The organism is Paenarthrobacter aurescens (genome assembly GCF_025421775.1).
GTDB classification, from domain to species: domain Bacteria; phylum Actinomycetota; class Actinomycetes; order Actinomycetales; family Micrococcaceae; genus Arthrobacter; species Arthrobacter aurescens_B.
The window spans coordinates 280,814-301,333 of the sequence record NZ_JAOEFX010000004.1 but is presented as its reverse complement, the minus strand read 5'-3'; the positions used below and the strand labels follow the sequence as shown (position 1 = coordinate 301,333).

The window sequence follows — 20,520 nt, the reverse complement described above, 5'->3', positions numbered from 1 at the left end:
CAGTAGTCCAGCCGTGTCAGTCCTCCAACTGCAGGTACCAGGTCACCCCGGCACTGATACCCCGGCCCAGCAGCAGCGAGAATGCGATGGCGATGACCACAGCGAACTCCGTGGACAATCCGGGCAGGAGGCCGGACAGGGCGCCAATGCCCACCGAGTACCCGGACCACAGGACACCGGCCGCCACCGAATAGAGGGCAAACGTGCCCCGCGGCACCGGCGTAATGGCACTGGCAACGTTCATGGTCAGCCGCCCGAGCGGGACGAACCTGGACGTCAGCACCCACGAGGCCGCGTGTTTGGCCAGGCGCTCCCTGGAGGCGTGTAAAGCCTTCTGCGTGCGGGGCCCACGGAGCATCTTCCAGTTGGCCATGTCGCGGCGTCGGACCAGCTCGTAGGCACCCAGATCCCCCGCCACAGCACCGGCCAGCATTGCGGCCATCAACAGGAGCCCGTTCGGAAGGCCGTCCGTGGCTGACAACGCCCCCAGTGCTACGAACAAGGACGTAGTGGGAATCGGCGGGAAGATCGCAGACAACGCAACAAAAAACGCCCCGAGGGGATAAACCCACCCGGAATCCGCGGCGCTCATGATGTCCTTGAAAACTTGCACGGTGAAATCCCTCTCCGGGCCTCGTCCAAGCCTCTCACGGCCGCCATGTTCATCCTTACGTCCTATGGCCGCCGCACGGATCGCCCTGACTGGGTGAATCCTCGTTGCCCCGCCCCTACACTGAAGGGGTGGACGACCAAGGTGGTACCCGCCCGGACCTCTTGAGCCCCCAGCTAATCGCGGTCCCCCGGCCGCCATTGGACCTGTTGGCTCGACCCCGGCTTGTGGCCAAACTCGATGCCGCAGCAGACGTTATCTTTCTTTGCGCCCCTGCGGGATACGGCAAAACAGTGCTTCTCAGCCAGTGGCTTCACGGCCAGGAGCAGAATGTCGCGTGGCTAAGTCCCAACCAACAGAACAAGGACGCCCTCTGGCCCGCAATACTGCACGCACTGCAGCAGTGCGCCGCCATCCCGCACGAAGCCCTGCGGCAGTTCTCCGGGGCGGAGGACAACGCTCCGGACGTGCTGGAACACCTGGCGGTTGCGTTGACCGCAGCCGGCACCACCATCCGACTGGTCATTGACGGCATCGACGGCTTCTCTGACGATCAGCGCAACCGTTGGATTCCAGTACTGCTGAACCAAGCCGCACTGCCCGTCCAGCTAGTGCTGGCGACCCGGGACAGCACGGCGGTTGATCCCGGACCTGCGCGACTCAGCGGTCGCATCGTTGAATTGCAGTCGAGTGACCTCGCCTTCTCTTTGGACGAGATCAACACCCTTGCAGCCAAGACCATCACGCTGCTGGGGATCCATCAGCTGGGCGAACTGTTCCGGCAGACAGCGGGCTGGCCGGCCTGCGTGGTCCTCGCCCTGCGTTCCCTGCGGAACACGGCCGACCCCGAGATGTCTGTGGGCGACCTTGCTGCCAATAACCGGCAGCTCTCCGAATACTTGGACCACGAAATCGTTCGCGCGTTGACCAGCGAGGAGCGGCACGTGCTTTCCAGCACCAGCGTGTGTCGCATAGTGATCGCCGCCCAAGCCAACGCCCTCGCGGGCCACCTGCATGCCGGAAACATCCTTTCAAGGCTTGCCGATGATCGCGATCTGGTGGAGTCTGCCGGTAACGGGCGGAAAGTCTTCCTGGTCCGCCCCTTGATCCGAGCGTATTTCCGGGCCGAGCTGGCCCGGAAAGAGCCCGAAGAACTACTTCGCCTCAACCTGCTGGCCGCACAATGGCATGAGCTTGCCGGAGAACCCGAGGCCGCACTGAGGCACGCGACCGACTCAGCCGACTACGGGCTGATCGGCACCATCCTGGAACGGCACGGAGCCGCGATCCTGGGATCCGGAGGGGTGACGCGGGTGCGCCGGGCGATTGCACTGCTGCCGGAGTCAGTCATGACGGCGAGCCCCAAACTCTGCGTGGTTGCCGCATTAACCCATGTGGAGAGCCGTCAGCCCACTACCGCCAGCCGATACCTGGCCACCGCAAACCGCATCTGGGCTGACGATCCCCCTCCCGATCTCCGTGAACTGCGGGCCTTGGCGGAAGCACGACTTTCCTGGTTCAGCGATGGATGGGAGGAACAAGACCCCCGCATGGCCATCAACGACGCCGAGCTCCCCTCTTCAGGGCAGAGCGACATCCGGATCGAGGCGAGAATGGTGTCGGTCACGGCCGCGATCGTCGAAGGGCGCTATGGAACTGCTGAGAATGAGGCTTTCGCTGCCCTGATCGACGCCTCCGAGGCGGGCAACTCGTATCTGGCCGGAAAGGTCTACCTCAAACTGGCGGCCACGGCCTCGGTGCAAGGCAACCTGCGCCGCGCCACCGAGTACCTTCGGCAGGCAGAGGAGAAATTGCCGGCCAGCGTATGGACGGCCGGGGCAGGCAGGTCGGTTGGTGCACTGATGCACGCGTCTGCCGCGATCCTCGGCGCCGAACCGGCTACTGCCTTGAAATTCGCCGCTGCGGGCGCGTCGGAGCTCGGGCAACTGGGGTCCTCTTCCAAGGGTGTGGGAGCTGCCGTGCGCGCCACCCTGGACATGATCAACGCGTGCGCCCACTTGGATTCCGGGGACAGGCGTCACGCCCTTGATGGCATGCGGCAAGCCAGGCTGCGCGTCGGCCCGGACCACCTCTTCGCCCAGCCGTTGGCTGCATGCATCGCTGTCATTGAACACACGGCCGCCTTGGCACTGGGGCATGCCGAGCGTGCCCGCGAGGTTGTGGAATGGGCGGAGGAACGGATCCCCGGAACGGGTGAACTCTGCCTGCTGCGGGCTCAAGGACCCGCTGGAATCAGCCGGTTCGATGCGGCAAATGACCGGCTCCGGCCGTTGCACACGGGCGCAGTCAGACCAGTGCTGGAATGGACCTGGCTCCATGTAGCCGTTTTGGAGTGCTCCATGGCCATCCGCACGGGCCGCCGGACCCTGGCTGCCAAGCTCCTTGAGGAAGCATTGCGAAAGGCCGACGAACTTGCGGTGCTCCGCCCCTTGGCCATCGCACCGCAGGAGGTCATCGACCTGCTGGTGGAACGGGCGGGTGCCCACGGACCACAAGAGGACATTGCCCAGCAGCTGCTCGCTATGCGGCCTCCCTCTGATGCCCGGCGAGCGCCATCGCTGACTCCTCGGGAACGTGAGGTCCTTGTGCTGCTTCCCTCGCATTTATCCCAGGAACAGATGGCCACGGAACTTCACCTGTCAGTGAATACCGTGAAGACGCACATACGCATCATTTATTCGAAGCTCGGGGCGGGCTCGCGCCATGACGCCGTGGCCGCCGCCTACAAATTCGGCCACTTACCTTAGGCCATGACCTCGGAAGACGCCCATCAGTCACCCAAATGGGGTGACCCTGCGGCATTAACCCGGATCTAGTCTGAAAGCATGCTGGCAGAAGACCCGGGGATTTGCCGAAGGCACCCATGACAGACGTCGTCGTCACGTTGCTGGTGCTCGTCGTGGTGATCGCCGCGTTCGTCTGGAACCGCTTGCCGGTGGAGGTCGTGGCGCTGGGAGCAGCGTTGGCCTTGTACGGCACCGGCATCGTTGGCCTTGAGGACACGTTCGCCGGCTTCGGGAGCGGGACGGTGGTGTTGATCGCCGCGTTGTTCGTCGTGGCGGAGGCTATCGACGCCGCAGGAGTCACCACGTGGCTCGGGAGCCTGCTCATCAGGTTTTCGGGGACCAGCCGGACCCGGCTCATGGTGTTGATGATGGTCCTGACGGCGCTTTTGACGGCTCTCATCAGCGTCAATGGAGCTGTTGCGGCCTTGCTGCCCATGGTTGTTGTGCTCGCAGTCCGGCTGGGTCGCAGGCCTTCGGAGCTCCTCATGCCCATGGCTTTCGCGGCCCACGCCGGCTCCCTGCTGATACTTACCGGCTCACCGGTGAACATCCTGATCCTCAACGCGGCCCTGGACACTACGGGGAAGGGGATCGGGTTCTTCGAGTTCGGGCTGGTTGGACTGCCACTGCTCCTCGGCACCATTGGACTGACTCTCTGGCTTGGCCCTTCCCTGCTGCCCAGCCGCACCCCCGATGCCCTTCCCAAGGACCTGGGTTCCCACGGCAAGACCCTCATGACCCACTACCTGGGTGAGGACGGACTGAGCAGGCTCACCATTCCGTCCGGTTCAGTGCTGGTGGGCCAGCAGGTTGCCTGCATCCAGGAAGATGATGACGGCGCCGGCCACCTGCACCTCATCAGCGTGCAAGGACCGGACGGCAAACAGTCCACGAACGGGACATTCGAGCCGGGCGATGAGATTGTGGTGCGTGGCGGTCAACCAATCATTGACGCCTTCGCGGCCAAGCACGGCCTCATGCAGGACGACGACGCGACCTGCGGACTCATCAGCAGCAGTTACGGCGTGGCCGAGGTGGTGGTCGCACCGCGTTCCAACCTCGTCGGCACCGAGGCTTACCCCGGCATGGTGACGGACAGTGGTGCCTTGGTGGTGCTGGCTCATCAGCATCCGGGCGAACCCGAATCCTCCGGACGCTCACGTGTTACCGCCGGTGACAGGCTCCTGCTGCAGGGGACTTGGTCCGCGCTGGACCAGCACACCCTGGACCACAATGTGCTGCTGGTGGACTCGCCGGACACCATCCGCCGCCAGACAGTCCCGTTGGGACCGCGAGCGACGCCGGCCCTCATAGTCCTCGGGGTGATGGTGGTCCTGCTGGCTACCAACATTGTGCCAGCCCCCATTGCCGCACTGTTGGCCGCGCTGGCCATGGTGGTGCTGCGGGTTGTCACGGTAAAACAGGCACACCAGTCCTTGGCATGGACCACCCTCATCCTGGTGGCCGGCATGATTCCGCTGTCCACGGCCATCACGTCGACGGGGACGGCTGAGATCCTCGCTGAGGGCATGGTGTCTGTAGTAGGGAACGGCGGGCACTTGCTGCTCCTTGTTGGGCTCTTCGTGGTCACCGCCGTGTTGGGTCAGCTCATCAGCAACACCGCCACCGCCTTGATTATCATCCCGATCGCCCTTTCGGTGGCCCAGGAGTCAGCCATCAACCCGTACGCGGTGCTGATGTGCGTCTCGGTGGCCTCATCCGCGGCCCTGCTGACACCGGTGGCGACGCCGGCCAACATGATGATCATGCAACCGGCCGGCTACAGGTTTGGCGACTACTGGAAGTTTGGCCTGGCCATCATGGCACTGTACGCGGCCGTGGCCATCCTGCTGGTTCCCGTGTTCTGGCCACTTCAGGCCTAGCAACCAAGAAAACCCATGCAACCACCAGAGCAACCAGGAGCAGACATGGCCAGTGACCACACCACCCAAGCGACACCACCTACCGTCAAAGCGGCCTCCTGGCTGCCTTTGATCGTGGTGGTCCTCACCCAGATCCAGGCATCGTTCGCCGTGAACGCATTGACCGTCTCAATGCAGGGCATCACCACGGACCTGGACACGGCAGCAACCTCCGTGGGCACGGCCATCACTGCCGGCACGTTCTCGATGGCGGCCTTTATCCTTTTGGGAGCGAAGCTCGGCGCCCGTTTCGGAACGCGCAAGGTGTTCCAAATCGCCGTCGCCATCCATGCCGCCGCCATGGCGGGTGTGGCGCTCAGCCTAAGTCCCACGATGCTCTTCATAGCCCAGGCCTCCTCGGGCGCCGTCATTGCGCTGATCGCCCCCGCCCTCACGGTTTTCATCGCCACCAACTACAAGGACCAGCAGCAAGCAAAGGCCATCGGGCTCCTGGCTGCGGCCATCCCCGCGGCTGGCGTGCTGGCACTGCTGATTGCCGGCTGGTTCGCCACCACCATCGGATGGCGGTATTCGTTCGGCCTGATGGTGGTCCTCGGAGCCATCAACCTGCTGCTGAGCTTCAAGCTCAAGTCCGTCCCGGCGCAAACCCAGCTGAAGATCGATTGGACCGGCTCCATCATTGCCGCCGTGGCCATCATCTTGTTGAGCTTCGGCTTCAGCGGCCTCTCCGCTTGGGGCACGTGGTTTGCTACCCCGCAGGCACCCTTCGACATTTTGGGTCTGTCGCCGGCACCACTCCTGATCCTCCTGGGGGCCATCGCGGGACAGGTGTTCTTCATGTGGGTGCGGAAGCGCCAGGATGCCAAACTGCCTCGCATCTTTGACCTGAGGGTGCTGGCCTCCAGCTCCGAGCTCGCGGTCACGGCCTGCATGGCCACCATGCTGTTCGTGGGAACGGCCGCCAACTTCCTGATCCCCCTGTACATGCAGATCGTGCAGGGCCGCTCCGGCATTGAGACGTCGTTCTCGATCATTCCCTACACCTTGTCCATCTTCCTCGCGAGCACCTTCGTGGCATTCCTGTATGAAAAGTTCCCGCCAAGGACCATCGCGCAAGCCGGCTTCGTGGTGGTGGCCGGCGCGCTGGTCCTGCTCGCTTTCACCATCCGGAACGACTGGGGACAGCTCTTTGTGGTGCTGGGCCTGATCCTGCTGGGACTCGGTCAGGGCGCGATCGTCGCTTTGGTGTTCAACACCCTCCTCAGCGCTGTGCCCCGTGAGTTGGCAGGCGACGTCGGTGCGTGGCGCGGCCTGGTGCACAACCTTTCGGGCAGCGTTGGCATCGCAGTGGCGAGTGCGTTCGCCGTCGGAATGCTTTCCTCGCTGATCGCCAGCGGCGCCGCCGCGCACCCGGAGGTCTCTCCCGAGCTAATCCAGAAGGTCAACATCAACGACGCCGACTTCATGACCAACGCGCAAGTGGAGGCGGCCATCGGGGACAGGGTGAGCAGCCCTTCGGAGCTGGCCGCCGCGACGGAAGTCAACGCCGAGGCACGACTCCGGGCCCTGCAAATCTCCCTTCTGGGGTTGTCCGGCCTTGCCCTGCTGGCGATTGTTCCAGCGGGCCGCATGCCCGGCCGTATGAAGGGCGACCTGCCCGAACAGCTCGAACCCGACGATCCCGATGCGATCCCCGAGCCAAGCCTTCCGGCCGACCAGGCCGTTACAGCGCATCCCACTCCCAAAGAACAGGCGAAACGGTGAATCACGAACCCTACAAATTGATCGCGGAAGACTTCTCACCCGTTCCTTCCCTCGACCCTTCCCTCGACGGAACAGAGCCGGAGTTGCACTTCGTGGACGGCTTCGGCAAACTCGATGCGATCGGCGTGCTGGTCCCCTCGGAGGGTGACGTTCCGGCGTCCGTTGGCCTGCACCGCGAAACCCTGGAGAGCGCTGGCTTTGACGCCAAGCCCGGGACTAGCCTGCAGCTGGCAAATGCTTCGGGCACGCTGGTGGTGGCTGTCGGCGGTGGGAAACCGGGCTCCTTGGATTCCGATGGATGGCGTAAGGCGGCGGCCACCTTGGTCCGGGCAACCCAGAGGCACTCGCGGATCGGCTTCGAGCTCTCCGACACGGCGGGGATGGATGCCGAGCGATTGGGCCAGGTGCTCGCCGAGGGCGTGCTGTTGGCCCGCTACAACTACGACACGCTCAAGAGCAAAGCAAAGGGAAGCCCACTTGCCGAAGTGCAGTTCCTGGCTCCGGGGGTAGACACTGCGGCCGCTGAACGAGGCGTGGCGACGGGACGGGTGAAGGTGCGCGCCACCACTATTGCCCGGGACCTGTGCAATGCGCCGCCGAGCCATTTGACCGCGGCCGGCTTGGCTTCGGCGGCGAAAGAGCTGGGGGACCGGTTCGGTTTTGGGGTTGAGGAGTTCGGCAAGGAACAGCTCATCGACCTCCGCTGCGGCGGGCTCCTTGGCGTCAACGCCGGCAGCGCCCAGGAGCCACGGATGATCAAGTTGACGTACCAACCCGGGGGATCTCCCACGGGCCACCTCGGCCTGGTGGGCAAGGGCATCATGTACGACTCCGGCGGTGTCAGCCTCAAACCCAGCGACCCCATGCACCTGTTGATGAAGATGGACATGGGCGGAGCGGCAGCGGTCCTGGCCGTCTTCACCGCCCTGCGCGACCTCGGCTGCAAAGCCTCCGTCACGGGATTCCTGATGTGCACGGACAACATGCCTTCCGGCTCGGCTTACAAGTTGGGGGACGTCCTCACCACCCGCAGCGGACTCACCATCGAGGTGAAGAACACCGACGCCGAAGGCCGCCTGGTGATGTGCGATGCCCTGACGCTTGCGGTCGAGGATGGCGTGGACGGCATCGTTGATATCGCCACGCTCACGGGCGCCGCCCTGATGTCGCTGGGGCAGCTCACTGCTCCGGTATTCGGAAACGATCAGCGGTTGGTTGACCTCGTCCTCGAGTCGGGCGGCCGTGCGGACGAGCAGCTGTGGCAGCTTCCGTTGGAACGGGCCTACCGTCCCCAGCTGGATTCTGACATCGCGGATATTTCCAATCTCGGTGGCCCGTATGCAGGCTCCACCACGGCCGCCCTGTTCCTGGCCGAGTTTGTGGGCGAAACCCCGTGGGCGCACATCGACATCGCGGGCACCATGCAGTCGGACAAGGACGATGCGTGGCGAAGCAAGGGAGCCACCGGCTTCGGCGCACGCCTCCTGATCGACCTCGCCGTCGGCTATTCGGCCGAATAACCCGAAACACCCAGCGAAGGGAGTCCACTGTGGGTCTATTCAGGACCGCAGGCCGTGCCGCCGTCGTCGGTTCGATCCTTGGCCGCACGCAACGCAGGCAACAACAACGCTTTGCCGCCGAGGATGCTGCTGCAGCCGCGGCAGCCGGCAGCCAGCCGCCGCCCGCGTATCTGCCAGTGCCGCCGTCCCCGCCGGCTGCACCGGCCGCCGTCGATCCGACCGATCACATGCTCGCCCAACTCAAGCAGCTCGGGGAGCTGAAAAGCGCCGGCGTCCTCAGTGACAAAGAGTTCCAGGCGCAGAAAGCGAAGATCCTGGCACGCTGATTGTCGCCTGCTTGAAGACAGCGAAGAGGCCCCGACGCAGCAGCGTCGAGGCCTCTTGGCATTCAGGCGGTTAGGCCTTCTTGCGCGTGAGCAGTCCCCAGATGATGAGGACGATCAGTGAGCCGCCGATTGCAAGCAGCCACGTGGACAGCGACCAGAACTGGTTGATGCCCACGTTGAAGAGTGCGCTGCCGATCCAGCCGCCCAGGAGGGCGCCGACGACGCCGAGCAGGAGCGTAGCGATCCAGCCGCCGCCCTGGTTGCCAGGCTTAATGGCCTTGGCGATGGCTCCGGCAATCAAACCCAAAACAATCCAACCAATGATTCCCATTTTTCATTCTCTCTTTCTTAGGTGGTTAATTCACGGCTCCGCGATCCGCGCGGACAGCCGAAGTTCACATCAGTGTCGCCGTAGGAGCGTTTCGACTTCGATGGCCGGCACTCCGGCTACCTCCGCCAAAGCCTGTGGTTCGATGCCGGCATCAACTGCTTTGTTGAAGGCCAGCTCGAGGGTGTTCTGCGCGATGGCGAGCTCGTGCTCAAGGCTCTGGCGGCGAAGGGCCGCAATCCACACGGCGCTCACGGGGTCCACGGCGTCGATATCCATCCGGAAGCCGCAGCCGCATGCCCATTCCGGCCAGACAGGCTCCACGGAGACCCACTTCATGGAGTCGTACGTGGGACCCGCGGAGATGGCCATGTGCGAACCGCAGTGCACGGGGCCCATGGGGAGCACCTGTTCGGTGGCAACGTCAACGGCTTGTTCAGCCAATGATGTGGAACCGGGTTCACGCAGTGCGACAGTCATCGTCTTTCCACACCTTCAACTAGTAAGTATCTTGGGTAACTAGTTATATGTGTACTTACTAAATATGTCCAACCGGGCCCCGCACCGGCGAGGCAGGCTCAGGCTGCTCCGCGCGCCGCCCGGGCCCTCCGCCACACCGCCGGGGCCACCACCACGGCAACGCCGACGGCGGCACCAATGACGGTCTCGATGATGCGGTCCCGCAGGAGCAAACCAGGGTCCACCGGCGCAGCCAGGAGCGTGGCAATCAACGCCAGCGGCGTCACGAAGACCTGCGCCACAAAGTACTGCCTGGCGATGAACATCTCGGCCCCGAATTGGCACGCCGCAATCACCAGGACCATGGCCCACGGCGCGGGATTAAGCCACAGAATGCCGGCCATAAGCACCAGCCCGATCACTGTTCCTGCGATCCTTTGGATCCCACGGCTCACGCGGTGACGCGTCGAGTGGCCCACCAGCGGGACCACGGCCGCAACCATCGCCCAGTAGGTGTGCCCGAAACCGAGCCGCTCCCCCACCACCGTCGCGAGGGTTCCCGCAAGGCCCGCAGCCACCACGTAGCCGCCTCCCTCAAGCCAAATGGCCCGGCGCTCAGCAACGGTGTGACGGATGCGTGGGGGCCGCTTCCACGGTGTCCGGTGGCTCCTCAGAACGCGTGAGGACATGCCAATCAACAGGCAGAACACGGTGGTCAGGACCGCCACCAGCATCCCTTCCCAGAGGGGCGGCTGGGCTGCGATGGACGCAATGGCAGCAAACGCAAAGATGTGAAAGAGGGACCCGCCAGGCCGGAGCCGCCAGGCAGCAACCACCACGGAGCACACACCGGCCACCAGGGTGGTCGCAGCCGTCAAAAGCCACGAATACGCGGCCCCTTCGATCCCCAAGGCTTGGGCAAAGCGGGCCATGAGCGTGGCCAAGAGGATCACCAAAAGCATGAAGCCGCCGGCACGCAGCTGGCTGCGGAAGCGGACGCTGTGGGGCTCGTTGCGGCCATAGATTCCAGTGAAAGCACCGAACGAGGCAAAGACCGCCAGGTCCAACCGACCGATCAGCGTCAAGGTAATCAGCGGAACAAACACACCTACAGCGCAACGGAGTGCGGGATGGTGGTCCTTGTTTCCAGGGCCCATCGTGAACATTTCCGCTACAGCCTTCAAGGGGCGGCTCGCCTTTCGTCGCAGGATCAAACGTACGACGACGGCGCTGGCGTCCGCTCCAAGGTTACGCCCCGGGATCCGGGCTACTCCGGAATTGCGTACAGATAGTGCCTCGAATCACGGATCGTAGCGGCATATCCATACATAAACTGCGGGGCTTAGAACCGGGACGTGGTGGGGCTGGTGAATTTGGAGGTGGAGAGCGCGTTGCCAGCGATATCCGTCAATCCGGACGTCGGCGTAAATGCAGCGTTGTCTGCGCTCTGCGTTGACGAGATCGGGTTGCCTGATACCAGCGCACCCAGAGTGATGGTTATTGTCTTGGACGCGGGGTTCCACTCCAGCACCGATACGCTGGCGTTGGTTCCCCTGTACGTCAGCGTTTGCGAGGTGTAGTTGCTGCCAAGATCGACGTTGCCCAGTTTGAGCGTCGAGCAACCGGTGGCAGAAACGCTGAGGATGTCTGCCGAAGTGACGGAGACAGTGACTTGGTTGTCGTCGTCAAGAGTTTGCGTAGTGGTGTCATCTGTCCACGCACTGCACATCTTGCTCGCATCCAAGGCCTCGGAGAAAGACAGGGTCACCTTGTCGCCGCGTTCGATTCTGCCCGTCAGGCTTCCTCCGTTGCTGAGCTGCACGTTGGTAACAGTTGGGACGGTGGTGTCCTTGACGGACGTCGCCGTACCTGGCGCACCGGTGTTTCCAGCTGCGTCAGTAGCTCGAGCGGAGTAGGTAATTGTTCCGGCGTTGAACGTCGTCAGGTTCAATGTGGTGGCTGACCAGGCTCCCGATCCATTCGCTGTCCGGGTCTGGCTCACGGTGTGTGCCGCACCCACGTCCGTCACCGTCAACACCACAGTGGAGTTCGCTTCGGCCGTGCCGGAAACGGGGACGTTGGACACATTGCCGGCGGTCACGTAGGCCGGTGCGGTGACAACTGGAGCGCCTGGGGCAGTGGCGTCCACTACTAAGCCTGTGCTTCGCAGGCTCTCGGTCCCTTGCCACAGCGAAAGCATCGGCGTGACCGCGTAGTACCACGTGCCGGTTGTCGCCGTGTCAGTGCACGTCAGCGCGGCAACAGTTCCCTCGCAGCTACCCGCGGCCGCGACTTTGGTGCCGCCCGTGGCGGATGCGTAGCGAGCGATGCTGTAGCCTGTCACGGGCTGTCCTGCCGCCGTCGTGCTTGCCGCCCAGGTGACCGTCACGCTGCCCGCAACGCCGACGACGGCCACCGGCTTGGCACCTTGGTTGACGGTGCTGGCCTTGGCCGCTCCGAGGTTGCTGCTGACCGTGCTCCAGAACGCGCTGGCGGCCGGCCCGCCCCACGAGACCAGGAGAATGCCCACCACGATCACCACCAAGCGGTCCCACCTGCCCATGGTTACCGGCCGGGACGCCGCGGCGCCCAAAGACTTGCGGCGCCGGATCATTTCCGCACCTCCAGCGTGACGGGAACGCGGAATTGGGCTCCCTGGCATGCCGAAAGTGAAGCAGTGCTCATGCTGGCAGCACCCGGCAACGTCAGCAGGATGGACGAGTTTGGCTGGATGGTCAGCGTGGGTGAGAACGGGACGGGAGGCGGCGTGAACGTCACTCCGGTGGTGGTGCAGGCTGCGTGGGCAGCGTCGGCGGTCACTGCACCGTTGGCTGCCACCCCGTAGATGGTGACGGCGTGCGCATTGGGATTGGTGGCCCGAAGGATGACGTCGGCAGTTCCGCCTGGAACGAGGCTGTTCTGCGGGGTGTCCCCTGCGATGAGCGCGTCCACGATAACCGTTTGCATCGTCCCGTTGGCCGCCGAACCCGCACCAACGCCGGTGCTTGCCCAGTAAGCGTAGGCGGCCCCTGTGCCGCCGAGGACGCAAAGCGCCACCGTGGCAGCAGCAGTTCGTGCGAGCCGTCCAGTGGTGAATGCGCGGGCTGTCGTTTTCATGTCAGTTCGCCTGTCCCGTCCCGGAGTAGGTGAATTCGAGCGTCGCACCCTTGCAGCCGTCCTGAAGCAGCAAGGTATCCAGCATGCTGATGCGGGGCCAACTCCCTTGCGGAACCCCCAATGCGGACAGCGACGTTGCTCCTGGCTGGACAGTGAGCGGATACGTACCGGTGTACTGCGTGATGGCGTAGTCGGCAGCACCGCAGGGAAGCCCGGCCGCGACGGCCCCCGGCGCACGAACCACTTGGCTGATTGACGCGGACAAGTTCGTCACCGCGATGGACTTGTTCTCCGGGTTGGAGATCTGCAGGTCGATGGGAAGCGAAAGCCCCGGGGCCAATGCGCCAGTCAGCGAACCCGAAATTCCGAAGTTCCGCTTTACTTCCTTCACGTGCAACTGCGCCTTTGCAGCGTTCGACTGAAAGTTGCCACCGGTTGCGGTAACAGTGAAGTCGAACTTCCCGGTCGGTGTGGTGGGATTCGTGGAGACGGTCAACGTCACCTTCGTGGAACTACCGCTGGTAAAGACGCCCGACGACGGCGACCACGCCGCCGTCGCTCCGGAGGGGACTCCCGCGGCTGAGAGGGTCACGGTTCCTCCGAATCCTCCGGCCGATGAGATCGTGACATCGAACGCCGCCGACTGTCCTTGGTCCAGGCTGCGGCTTGATGGGGAAACGGCCACGATAATGCCCTTCGTCTCCTTGGCCCCGGTCGCATTCCCATTGTTCTGCCCTCCGCTGGCACCCAGGGATGCAACAGATGCAAGGACGACCAACAGACTGAGGAGCACCCCCTTAACGGCAACCCCCGCGCGTCCGGACGGCATCCTCATGCGTGTTGCCTGGGGTTGCATGGAGCCTCTTTTCGGACGAGGTGTTGGGGACGGGTTCCTGGTGGCCAAGGCCTGGCCGGGGACCCTCCCCGAAAGGGGTGGTCCCCGGCATGGACGGGCTAGCTGCTGGTGACGTTGACGGTCACGATTGCCGACTTGCAGGCGTCCTGGTTGACGGTGCCGCTGTCGTTGAACTTCAGCGTCCCGCTGCCCACGGAGGTTCCGGTGGCATTGGCCGCAACCAAGGTGTTGGTCGTAACTGCGGTGACCTCGAACCAAGCCGGGAGACAGCCGGCCACGTTGGTGGTCACGTTGGCGGTCAGGGCTCCAACGACAGTGCCAGTCGTCGTCGAGTTGTCAGCTGTGTACGCGACCGGCACCTGGTTGCCCGGTGCGAGGCCTCCGACGAACGTTGCGTGCAGCGTGACAGTTCCACCGCCGGCCGAGTTGGTGGCCGAACCGCTGCCGGAGCCCGTCGTGGTCCAGTAGGCGTATGCCGCTCCGCCGCCCACAGCCACCAACGCCACGCCTGCGACTGCGGCGGTGATCCGGCTCTTCTTCGAAAGTTTGCGCATGATATGACTCCTTGGTTGATCGATGTACCGGGGAGCCGCAGCGCAACCCCCAGCATCCGGCCGTTGCTGGCGGATGAAGCGATGCCCCCATAGTTCAACCATGGGCTGACCCGTGGCTACTCTCGGATGTACGCCTTTTTTGCGTCCGACCAAGGGCTCGGAAATACGCTCATCGGGCACGCGGGTACTCAGTTTTGAGGTCGGACCACTTGGACGTGTGCCGGATTCACTGGCACTGGCGCGGCCACGTGTACTCAGTTTGGGGAGGCTGCTTTCCAGGCCCGAACCGCCCTGCCCGGCACGCCTTTTTGTCGGGCTGCGCCAACATTGTGCCATTCTTGAGGCAAAACTGCGCTGGCGTTCGATGCTCACATGTTCATGACTCAACGCACGTACTTAACGCACGGCGTCAACGCACGTACTTAACGCACGACGGCGGCCAGTCGCCTTGGGAGGCAACCGGCCGCCGTCGGAGGCTGGTGCGGCAAGCAGGTGACGCTGAGGGTGGTGGAGCACTGACTAGCCGTGGGCGGCGAGGATGGTGGAGGCTTCCTGGCGGGTGGTTCCGGAGGACTCGATGTGGGCCAGTGCGGCAGGGATTTCCCAGCCCTTCTTGCGCATCGCGGTGGCCCACAAACGCCCGGCCCGGTACGAGGAACGCACCAACGGGCCCGACATGACGCCGAGGAACCCGATCTCCTGGGCTTCTTCCTGGAGGTCAACGAACTCCTGCGGCTTGACCCACCGGTCCACCGGCAGGTGCCGCTCGGACGGTCGCAGGTACTGGGTGATCGTGATCAGGTCACACCCGGCAGCGTGCAGGTCCCGGAGGGCTTCGGAGATTTCCTCCCGCGTCTCGCCCATGCCCAGGATCAGGTTGGACTTGGTCACCATGCCCAGGTCCCGGCCCTGCGTGATGACATCCAGGGACCGCTCGTACCGGAACGCCGGACGGATCCGCTTGAAAATCCTCGGCACGGTCTCCACGTTGTGCGCGAACACCTCGGGCTTGGAATCACAGATCGCCGCGATGTGCTCGGGCTTGCCGGAGAAGTCCGGGATCAGCAGCTCCACCCCGGTTCCCGGGTTCAGTTCGTGGATCTTCCGGACCGTTTCGGCGTACAACCACACACCCTCATCGGCCAGGTCATCACGGGCCACCCCGGTCACGGTCGCGTAGCGCAACTGCATGGCCTGGACGCTCCGGGCCACCTTGGTGGGTTCGAACATGTCCACCGGGGACGGTTTTCCGGTATCGATCTGGCAGAAATCACAGCGCCGGGTGCACTCGGACCCGCCGATCAGGAACGTCGCTTCCTTATCTTCCCAGCACTCGAAAATGTTCGGGCAGCCGGCCTCTTCACAGACCGTGTGCAGGCCTTCCTTCTTCACCAGGTTCTTGAGCTGGACGAACTCCGGGCCCATCTGGACCTTGGCCTTGATCCACTCGGGCTTGCGTTCAACCGGGACCGCCGAGTTACGCTGCTCAACGCGCAGCAACTTACGGCCTTCAGGTGCGAGTGTCATGAGTTTCTTCCTTGTTGGTGTTCCAGTTTCGCAGGAGGGTCTGGCGTCAGCATTCGACGACGTTGACGGCGAGGCCGCCCATCGCTGTTTCCTTGTACTTATGGGACATGTCCTTGCCCGTTTCACGCATGGTCACAATGACCTCATCCAACGACACCCGATGCGTCCCATCACCCCACAACGCCATCTTCGCCGCGTTGATCGCCTTCGCCGCAGCAATCGCATTCCGCTCAATACACGGAATCTGCACCAACCCCCCAATCGGATCACACGTCAGCCCCAGGTTATGTTCCATCGCGATCTCCGCAGCATTCTCCACCTGACCCGGCGTACCACCCATCACCTCAGCCAACCCGGCAGCAGCCATCGACGACGCCGAACCCACCTCACCCTGACAGCCAACCTCAGCACCCGAAATGGACGCCTGCTCCTTATACAACACACCCACCGCACCAGCAGCGAGCAGGAACTTCACCACCACATCGTCCTTATCAGCCTGGGTGGCCTTGTCCATGCCCGGAGCATAATTCAACGCGTAATACAGCACCGCCGGAATGATCCCCGCAGCACCATTGGTCGGAGCCGTCACCACCCGCCCGCCAGAGGCATTCTCCTCATTCACAGCCAACGCGATCAGGTTCACCCACTCCTGCCAATACTTCGGATCGTTCCGGTCCTTATCCTCCTTCAGCAACCGCTCCAACCAATCAGGAGAACGACGACGGACCCGCAACCCGCCAGGGAGCACACCCTCACGCTTCAAACTCGTTTCGACACAGGCTTCCATCACGGACCAGATATGCAACAGACCCTCCCGGATCTCCTCCTCCGACCGGGACGCCCGCTCATTGATGAACATGATGTCGCTGATCCCCAACCCCTTGGACTGGCACCGGCCCAGCAACTCCGCCGCCGTCCTGAACGGCAACGGCAACTCCGCCTTCGTCTCCTCCAACTCCTGCTGAGCCGCGTTCTCCTCACCCTCACGGACAATGAACCCGCCACCCACCGAAAAGAACGTCGCCTCCCGCACCACGTTCCCCGCAGCATCGGACACAGCAAACTTCATCCCATTCGTATGCCGCGGCAACACCGTCAACGGATGCAACACCATGTCCTCCACCGCATAGTCGAGGAGCACGCCGCCAGCCAGGTTGAGCTTGCCCGTCTCGGCGATGGAGGCGAGCCGTTCCTCCACCTCGTCAGGCAGGATTTGTTCCGGGTCGAAGCCCTCGAGCCCAAGCAAGACGGCCGTGAAGGTGCCGTGCCCCTTGCCCGTGGCGGCCAATGAACCGTACAGATCAACCCGCAAACCTGCCACGGATTCGAGCATCCCGGACTCAAGAAGCTCGCGCGCGAACACCGCCCCGGCGCGCATTGGCCCCACGGTATGGGAACTCGACGGGCCAATACCCACCGAGAACAGATCGAAGACGCCAACAGCCATGGTGATTTCCTCACTAAGTAAAACAACATTGAACCCGCCCCGCCCCCAACAAACGGAGCGGACCCCAAACCCCAAACCACCACCCCGGCGCCATATGCGGCCCACTTCGCCGATTCGGGGCTTCGCTGCAAAACACGCCGCGCCCACGGCCTGTCCGGCAGCAACCCCCCCGAACCGGACAGAACACCAACGCACTCCCAAACCCCGAAGAACACCCCCGGCAGCTGGACCTAGCCATCACAAGCGAATGATGGCTGAGCCAGGAGTCACCTACCGTCGACCGCGGCGTCCGGCAGCATGCGTCCAAGGGAGCTTCGCGCCCGCTCAGCGGGCGCTTTAGCGACCGAGCATGCAGAGGTCGTCGCGGTCGACGAGCCAAAACCCCCGATTAGCCGAGGTTCGCGACTCCCGGGTACAGCGGGTGCGCCTTCGCGAGGACATCAACGCGGTGACGCAGCCCGGAAAGGTCCGCGTCGGCGTCGGCAATCAACACTTCGGCGATGATGTCCGCAACCTCGCGGAAGGCCGCTTCCCCGAAGCCGCGCGTAGCCAGCGCCGGGGTGCCGATGCGCAGGCCGGAGGTGACCATGGGCGGGCGGGGGTCGAAGGGGACGGCGTTGCGGTTGACGGTGATGTCGATCGCGGCGAGGCGGTCTTCGGCCTGCTGGCCGTCGAGTTCGCAGTTGCGAAGGTCCACGAGGACCAGGTGCACGTCGGTGCCGCCGGAGACCACCGAGATGCCCTTCCCGGCCACGTCGGGCTGGACCAGTCGCTCTGCGAGAATACGCGCACCTGCCAGGACGCGTTCCTGACGCTCCCGGAATTCTTCCGAGGCGGCGATCTTGAACGCAACAGCCTTGCCGGCGATGACGTGCTCCAGCGGTCCGCCCTGCTGGCCCGGGAACACAGCCGAGTTGATCTTCTTGGCGATGTCGGCGTCGTTGGAGAGGATGATGCCGCCGCGCGGACCGGCGAGGGTCTTGTGCGTGGTGGAGGTGGTGACGTGGGCGTGCGGGACCGGTGACGGGTGCAGGCCCGCGGCTACGAGTCCGGCGAAGTGCGCCATGTCCACCATGAGGTAGGCGCCAACGGAGTCGGCGATCCGGCGGAACTCAGCGAAGTCCAGCTGCCGCGCGTAAGCGGACCAGCCTGCCACGATCAGCGCGGGCTTGTGCTCTTGTGCCAGGCGCTCAACTTCGGCCATGTCCACCGTGTGGGTGTCCTCCCGGACGCCGTAAGGGACCACGTTGTAGAGCTTGCCCGAGAAGTTGATCCGCATGCCGTGGGTCAGGTGGCCACCGTGGGCGAGGTTGAGGCCCATGATGGTATCGCCGGGCTTGATCAGCGCGTGCATCACGGAAGCGTTGGCCTGCGCGCCGGAGTGCGGCTGGACATTCGCGTACTCGGCCCCGAACAGCGCCTTGATGCGGTCGATGGCGAGCTGCTCGATCACATCCACGTGCTCGCAGCCACCGTAGTAGCGCTTGCCCGGGTAGCCCTCGGCGTACTTGTTGGTCAGGACCGAGCCCTGGGCCTGCATCACGGCAACGGCGGTGTGGTTCTCGGAGGCGATCATTTCCAGGCCGTCGCGCTGGCGGCCCAGTTCGTCGTCGATCTTTGCGGCGATCTCAGGGTCCAGCTCGGACAGCTGGGCATCCAACGACGCCGAGACGACCTGCTGGTATTCAGTGACAGTTACCGGGTTCACAGTTCTCCACCGTTCGTTGCAGCGTATTCTTCGGCCGACATGAGCGGCCCTTCCTCCGTGGCGGCCACCTTGAACAGCCAGCCGGCCCCGTAGGGATCGTTGTTGATGAGGGCCGGATCGCTGACAACGGCGTCGTTGATCTCGGTCACTTCCCCCGTCACGGGCGAGTACAGGTCAGACACCGACTTGGTGGACTCCACCTCGCCACAGGTCTCCCCCGCGGTCACCGTCGACCCAACCTCGGGCAGGTCCACGTACACAATGTCGCCCAGGGCGTCAGCGGCAACCGCGGAGATCCCGATCCCAACAGGCCCGGACCCATCGGCGGAAACCCACTCGTGCTCGGCCGAGTACTTCAGTTCAGCAACTACCTTGCTCATTCGCATTCCTTCTTTCTGAGAGTTTTTGTACAGCTAATGCCCTCAAGAGGGCGTCATTAGGGCGTTATGTGTACACAAACTCCCTATTTTTGGCGCTTGTAGAACGGGAGCTGAACCACTTCGAACGGTTCCGCCTTGCCGCGCAAGTCCACTTCTACGATCGTGCCCGGCTCTGAATGCTCGACGTCGACATAGGCCATCGCTACCGGGTAACCGAGCGTCGGGCTCGGCTGGCCGGAGGTTACTTCGCCGATGAGTGAGCCGTTTTTGAGGACGGAGTAGTGCCCACGGGCTGCTCGGCGGCCGGTGCCTTTGAGGCCCACGAGCTTCTGGCCGATGGTGGATCCAACCCCGGCGGCCTTGATTGCCGTGAGTGCGTCGCGGCCCACAAAGTCGCCCTCCTTGGCCAGGGAGACTACCGGGCCAAGTCCTGCGGCGTAAGCGTTGACGTGCCGGGAGAGCTCGTTGCCGTACAGGGGCATTCCGGCTTCCAGACGGAGCGAGTCGCGGGCTGCGAGGCCAGCGGGAATGAGTCCATGGCCGTCGCCGGCTTCGAGGAGGGCCTCCCACAGGCCGGGTGCGTCGACGTTCGGGACGTAGATCTCGAAGCCGTCTTCGCCGGTGTAGCCGGTGCGGGCCAGCAGCAGGTCCTGGGTGCCGCCGTCGAACGTCAGCCCAACCTCAACCGCCGCGTAGTACTTCAGTTCGGTGACCAGCGCGTGCTGATCGGCGGGAACCAGAGTCAGCAGGATGGCTTCCGCGTTGGGTCCCTGGACGGCGATCAGTGAGGTCTCGGCAGAGACGTCTTCCACCGTGACGTCGAAACCCGATGCCCGATCCAGCAAGGCGGCCGCCACCACCTTGGCGTTCCCCGCGTTGGGGACCACAAGGTACTTGTCCGCCCCTTCCTCGGTGGAGGGGCGACGGTAGGAAATGAGGTCGTCAATGATGCCGCCGTCGGCGTTGCAGATCAGCGAGTATTTCGCCTTGCCCACCGCGATGGCGGAGAGTTTGCCCACCAGCGCGTAGTCCAGGAAAGCAGCCGCGTCGGGGCCGGTCACCCACACTTCACCCATGTGGGAGAGGTCGAACAGGCCCGCTGCGTTACGGACTGCGTGGTGCTCGGCGAGCTCGGACTCGTACTTCAGGGGCATCTGCCAGCCACCGAAGTCGGTGAAGGAAGCGCCGGCCTTTTTGTGCTGCTCGTAGAGAGCTGTGTAGTTCTCAGTCATGG

Annotated in this window: 18 protein-coding genes; 5 read left to right on the top strand and 13 right to left on the bottom strand. The window is 63.9% G+C overall.

The annotated features are described in order from the left end of the window. Positions 1-16: 16 nt before the first annotated feature. The gene (locus tag N7568_RS10515) at positions 17-613 is read right to left on the bottom strand and encodes a DedA family protein (protein ID WP_261609773.1); all 597 of its coding nucleotides are present in this window, start codon (positions 611-613) and stop codon (positions 17-19) included. A 128-nt stretch (positions 614-741) separates the two neighbouring features. Between N7568_RS10515 and N7568_RS10510 the strand changes: the two genes are divergently transcribed. The 5 genes from N7568_RS10510 to N7568_RS25950 all read left to right on the top strand — a co-directional run bounded on the left by N7568_RS10510 (position 742) and on the right by N7568_RS25950 (position 8,910). After that, positions 742-3,378, top strand: a complete 2,637-nt coding sequence (locus N7568_RS10510; protein ID WP_261609772.1) for a LuxR C-terminal-related transcriptional regulator — start codon at positions 742-744, stop codon at positions 3,376-3,378. Between the two features lie 116 nt (positions 3,379-3,494). Continuing rightward, on the top strand, positions 3,495-5,300 hold the full coding sequence (locus tag N7568_RS10505; RefSeq protein WP_261609771.1) for an SLC13 family permease: 1,806 nt from the start codon (positions 3,495-3,497) through the stop codon (positions 5,298-5,300). A gap of 45 nt (positions 5,301-5,345) precedes the next feature. After that, on the top strand, positions 5,346-7,064 hold the full coding sequence (locus N7568_RS10500; RefSeq protein ID WP_261609770.1) for an MFS transporter: 1,719 nt from the start codon (positions 5,346-5,348) through the stop codon (positions 7,062-7,064). After that, a complete protein-coding gene (locus tag N7568_RS10495) occupies positions 7,061-8,584 on the top strand; it encodes a leucyl aminopeptidase family protein (protein ID WP_261609769.1) in 1,524 nt (507 codons plus the stop codon). Before N7568_RS10500 ends, N7568_RS10495 begins: the two co-directional genes overlap by 4 nt. A gap of 29 nt (positions 8,585-8,613) precedes the next feature. Continuing rightward, the gene (locus tag N7568_RS25950) at positions 8,614-8,910 is read left to right on the top strand and encodes an SHOCT domain-containing protein (protein WP_261609768.1); all 297 of its coding nucleotides are present in this window, start codon (positions 8,614-8,616) and stop codon (positions 8,908-8,910) included. Between the two features lie 70 nt (positions 8,911-8,980). Here N7568_RS25950 and N7568_RS10485 read toward each other — a convergent pair whose 3' ends face one another. The 12 genes from N7568_RS10485 to gcvT form a co-directional block, all read right to left on the bottom strand. Beyond that, entirely contained in the window at positions 8,981-9,241 is a 261-nt protein-coding gene (locus tag N7568_RS10485) for a GlsB/YeaQ/YmgE family stress response membrane protein (RefSeq protein ID WP_261609767.1), read from the bottom strand. A 69-nt stretch (positions 9,242-9,310) separates the two neighbouring features. Next, positions 9,311-9,718 carry a hypothetical protein gene (locus N7568_RS10480; RefSeq protein WP_261609766.1) on the bottom strand — a complete coding sequence of 136 codons (408 nt, stop codon included), beginning with the start codon at positions 9,716-9,718 and terminating at the stop codon, positions 9,311-9,313. A gap of 98 nt (positions 9,719-9,816) precedes the next feature. Then, positions 9,817-10,881, bottom strand: coding sequence for an FUSC family protein (locus tag N7568_RS10475; RefSeq protein WP_261609765.1), 1,065 nt, complete (start codon positions 10,879-10,881; stop codon positions 9,817-9,819). 158 nt (positions 10,882-11,039) lie between these two features. After that, entirely contained in the window at positions 11,040-12,311 is a 1,272-nt protein-coding gene (locus N7568_RS10470) for a hypothetical protein (protein ID WP_261609764.1), read from the bottom strand. Next, the gene (locus N7568_RS10465) at positions 12,308-12,814 is read right to left on the bottom strand and encodes a hypothetical protein (protein ID WP_261609763.1); all 507 of its coding nucleotides are present in this window, start codon (positions 12,812-12,814) and stop codon (positions 12,308-12,310) included. The genes N7568_RS10470 and N7568_RS10465 overlap by 4 nt, the downstream gene beginning before the upstream one ends. A 1-nt stretch (position 12,815) precedes the next feature. Next, on the bottom strand, positions 12,816-13,670 hold the full coding sequence (locus N7568_RS10460) for a COG1470 family protein (protein ID WP_261609762.1): 855 nt from the start codon (positions 13,668-13,670) through the stop codon (positions 12,816-12,818). A 98-nt stretch (positions 13,671-13,768) separates the two neighbouring features. Continuing rightward, complete coding sequence (locus N7568_RS10455) at positions 13,769-14,224, bottom strand: hypothetical protein (protein WP_261609761.1); 456 nt, start codon at positions 14,222-14,224, stop codon at positions 13,769-13,771. 519 nt (positions 14,225-14,743) lie between these two features. Continuing rightward, entirely contained in the window at positions 14,744-15,751 is a 1,008-nt protein-coding gene (lipA, locus tag N7568_RS10450; RefSeq protein WP_261609760.1) for a lipoyl synthase, read from the bottom strand. 46 nt (positions 15,752-15,797) lie between these two features. After that, positions 15,798-17,198, bottom strand: a complete 1,401-nt coding sequence (locus N7568_RS10445) for an L-serine ammonia-lyase (protein ID WP_261609759.1) — start codon at positions 17,196-17,198, stop codon at positions 15,798-15,800. 388 nt (positions 17,199-17,586) lie between these two features. Next, a complete protein-coding gene (gene glyA, locus N7568_RS10440) occupies positions 17,587-18,906 on the bottom strand; it encodes a serine hydroxymethyltransferase (RefSeq protein WP_368736514.1) in 1,320 nt (439 codons plus the stop codon). Continuing rightward, entirely contained in the window at positions 18,903-19,286 is a 384-nt protein-coding gene (gcvH, locus tag N7568_RS10435; protein WP_261609758.1) for a glycine cleavage system protein GcvH, read from the bottom strand. The genes glyA and gcvH overlap by 4 nt, the downstream gene beginning before the upstream one ends. Positions 19,287-19,369: 83 nt before the next feature. Then, complete coding sequence (gene gcvT, locus N7568_RS10430) at positions 19,370-20,518, bottom strand: glycine cleavage system aminomethyltransferase GcvT (protein WP_261609757.1); 1,149 nt, start codon at positions 20,516-20,518, stop codon at positions 19,370-19,372. Between the last annotated feature and the right edge of the window lie 2 nt (positions 20,519-20,520).

Bases quoted from the DNA above. Each gene is read 5' to 3' on its own strand.
- N7568_RS10500 (WP_261609770.1), top strand. From the start codon at position 5,346: ATGGCCAGTGACCACACCACCCAAGCGACACCACCTACCGTCAAAGCG.
- N7568_RS10465 (WP_261609763.1), bottom strand. From the start codon at position 12,814: ATGAAAACGACAGCCCGCGCATTCACCACTGGACGGCTCGCACGAACT.
- N7568_RS10455 (WP_261609761.1), bottom strand. From the start codon at position 14,224: ATGCGCAAACTTTCGAAGAAGAGCCGGATCACCGCCGCAGTCGCAGGC.
- N7568_RS10485 (WP_261609767.1), bottom strand. From the start codon at position 9,241: ATGGGAATCATTGGTTGGATTGTTTTGGGTTTGATTGCCGGAGCCATC.
- N7568_RS10480 (WP_261609766.1), bottom strand. From the start codon at position 9,718: ATGACTGTCGCACTGCGTGAACCCGGTTCCACATCATTGGCTGAACAA.
- N7568_RS10445 (WP_261609759.1), bottom strand. From the start codon at position 17,198: ATGGCTGTTGGCGTCTTCGATCTGTTCTCGGTGGGTATTGGCCCGTCG.
- gcvT (WP_261609757.1), bottom strand. From the start codon at position 20,518: ATGACTGAGAACTACACAGCTCTCTACGAGCAGCACAAAAAGGCCGGC.
- lipA (WP_261609760.1), bottom strand. From the start codon at position 15,751: ATGACACTCGCACCTGAAGGCCGTAAGTTGCTGCGCGTTGAGCAGCGT.
- N7568_RS10460 (WP_261609762.1), bottom strand. From the start codon at position 13,670: ATGCAACCCCAGGCAACACGCATGAGGATGCCGTCCGGACGCGCGGGG.
- N7568_RS10505 (WP_261609771.1), top strand. From the start codon at position 3,495: ATGACAGACGTCGTCGTCACGTTGCTGGTGCTCGTCGTGGTGATCGCC.
- gcvH (WP_261609758.1), bottom strand. From the start codon at position 19,286: ATGAGCAAGGTAGTTGCTGAACTGAAGTACTCGGCCGAGCACGAGTGG.
- N7568_RS10470 (WP_261609764.1), bottom strand. From the start codon at position 12,311: ATGATCCGGCGCCGCAAGTCTTTGGGCGCCGCGGCGTCCCGGCCGGTA.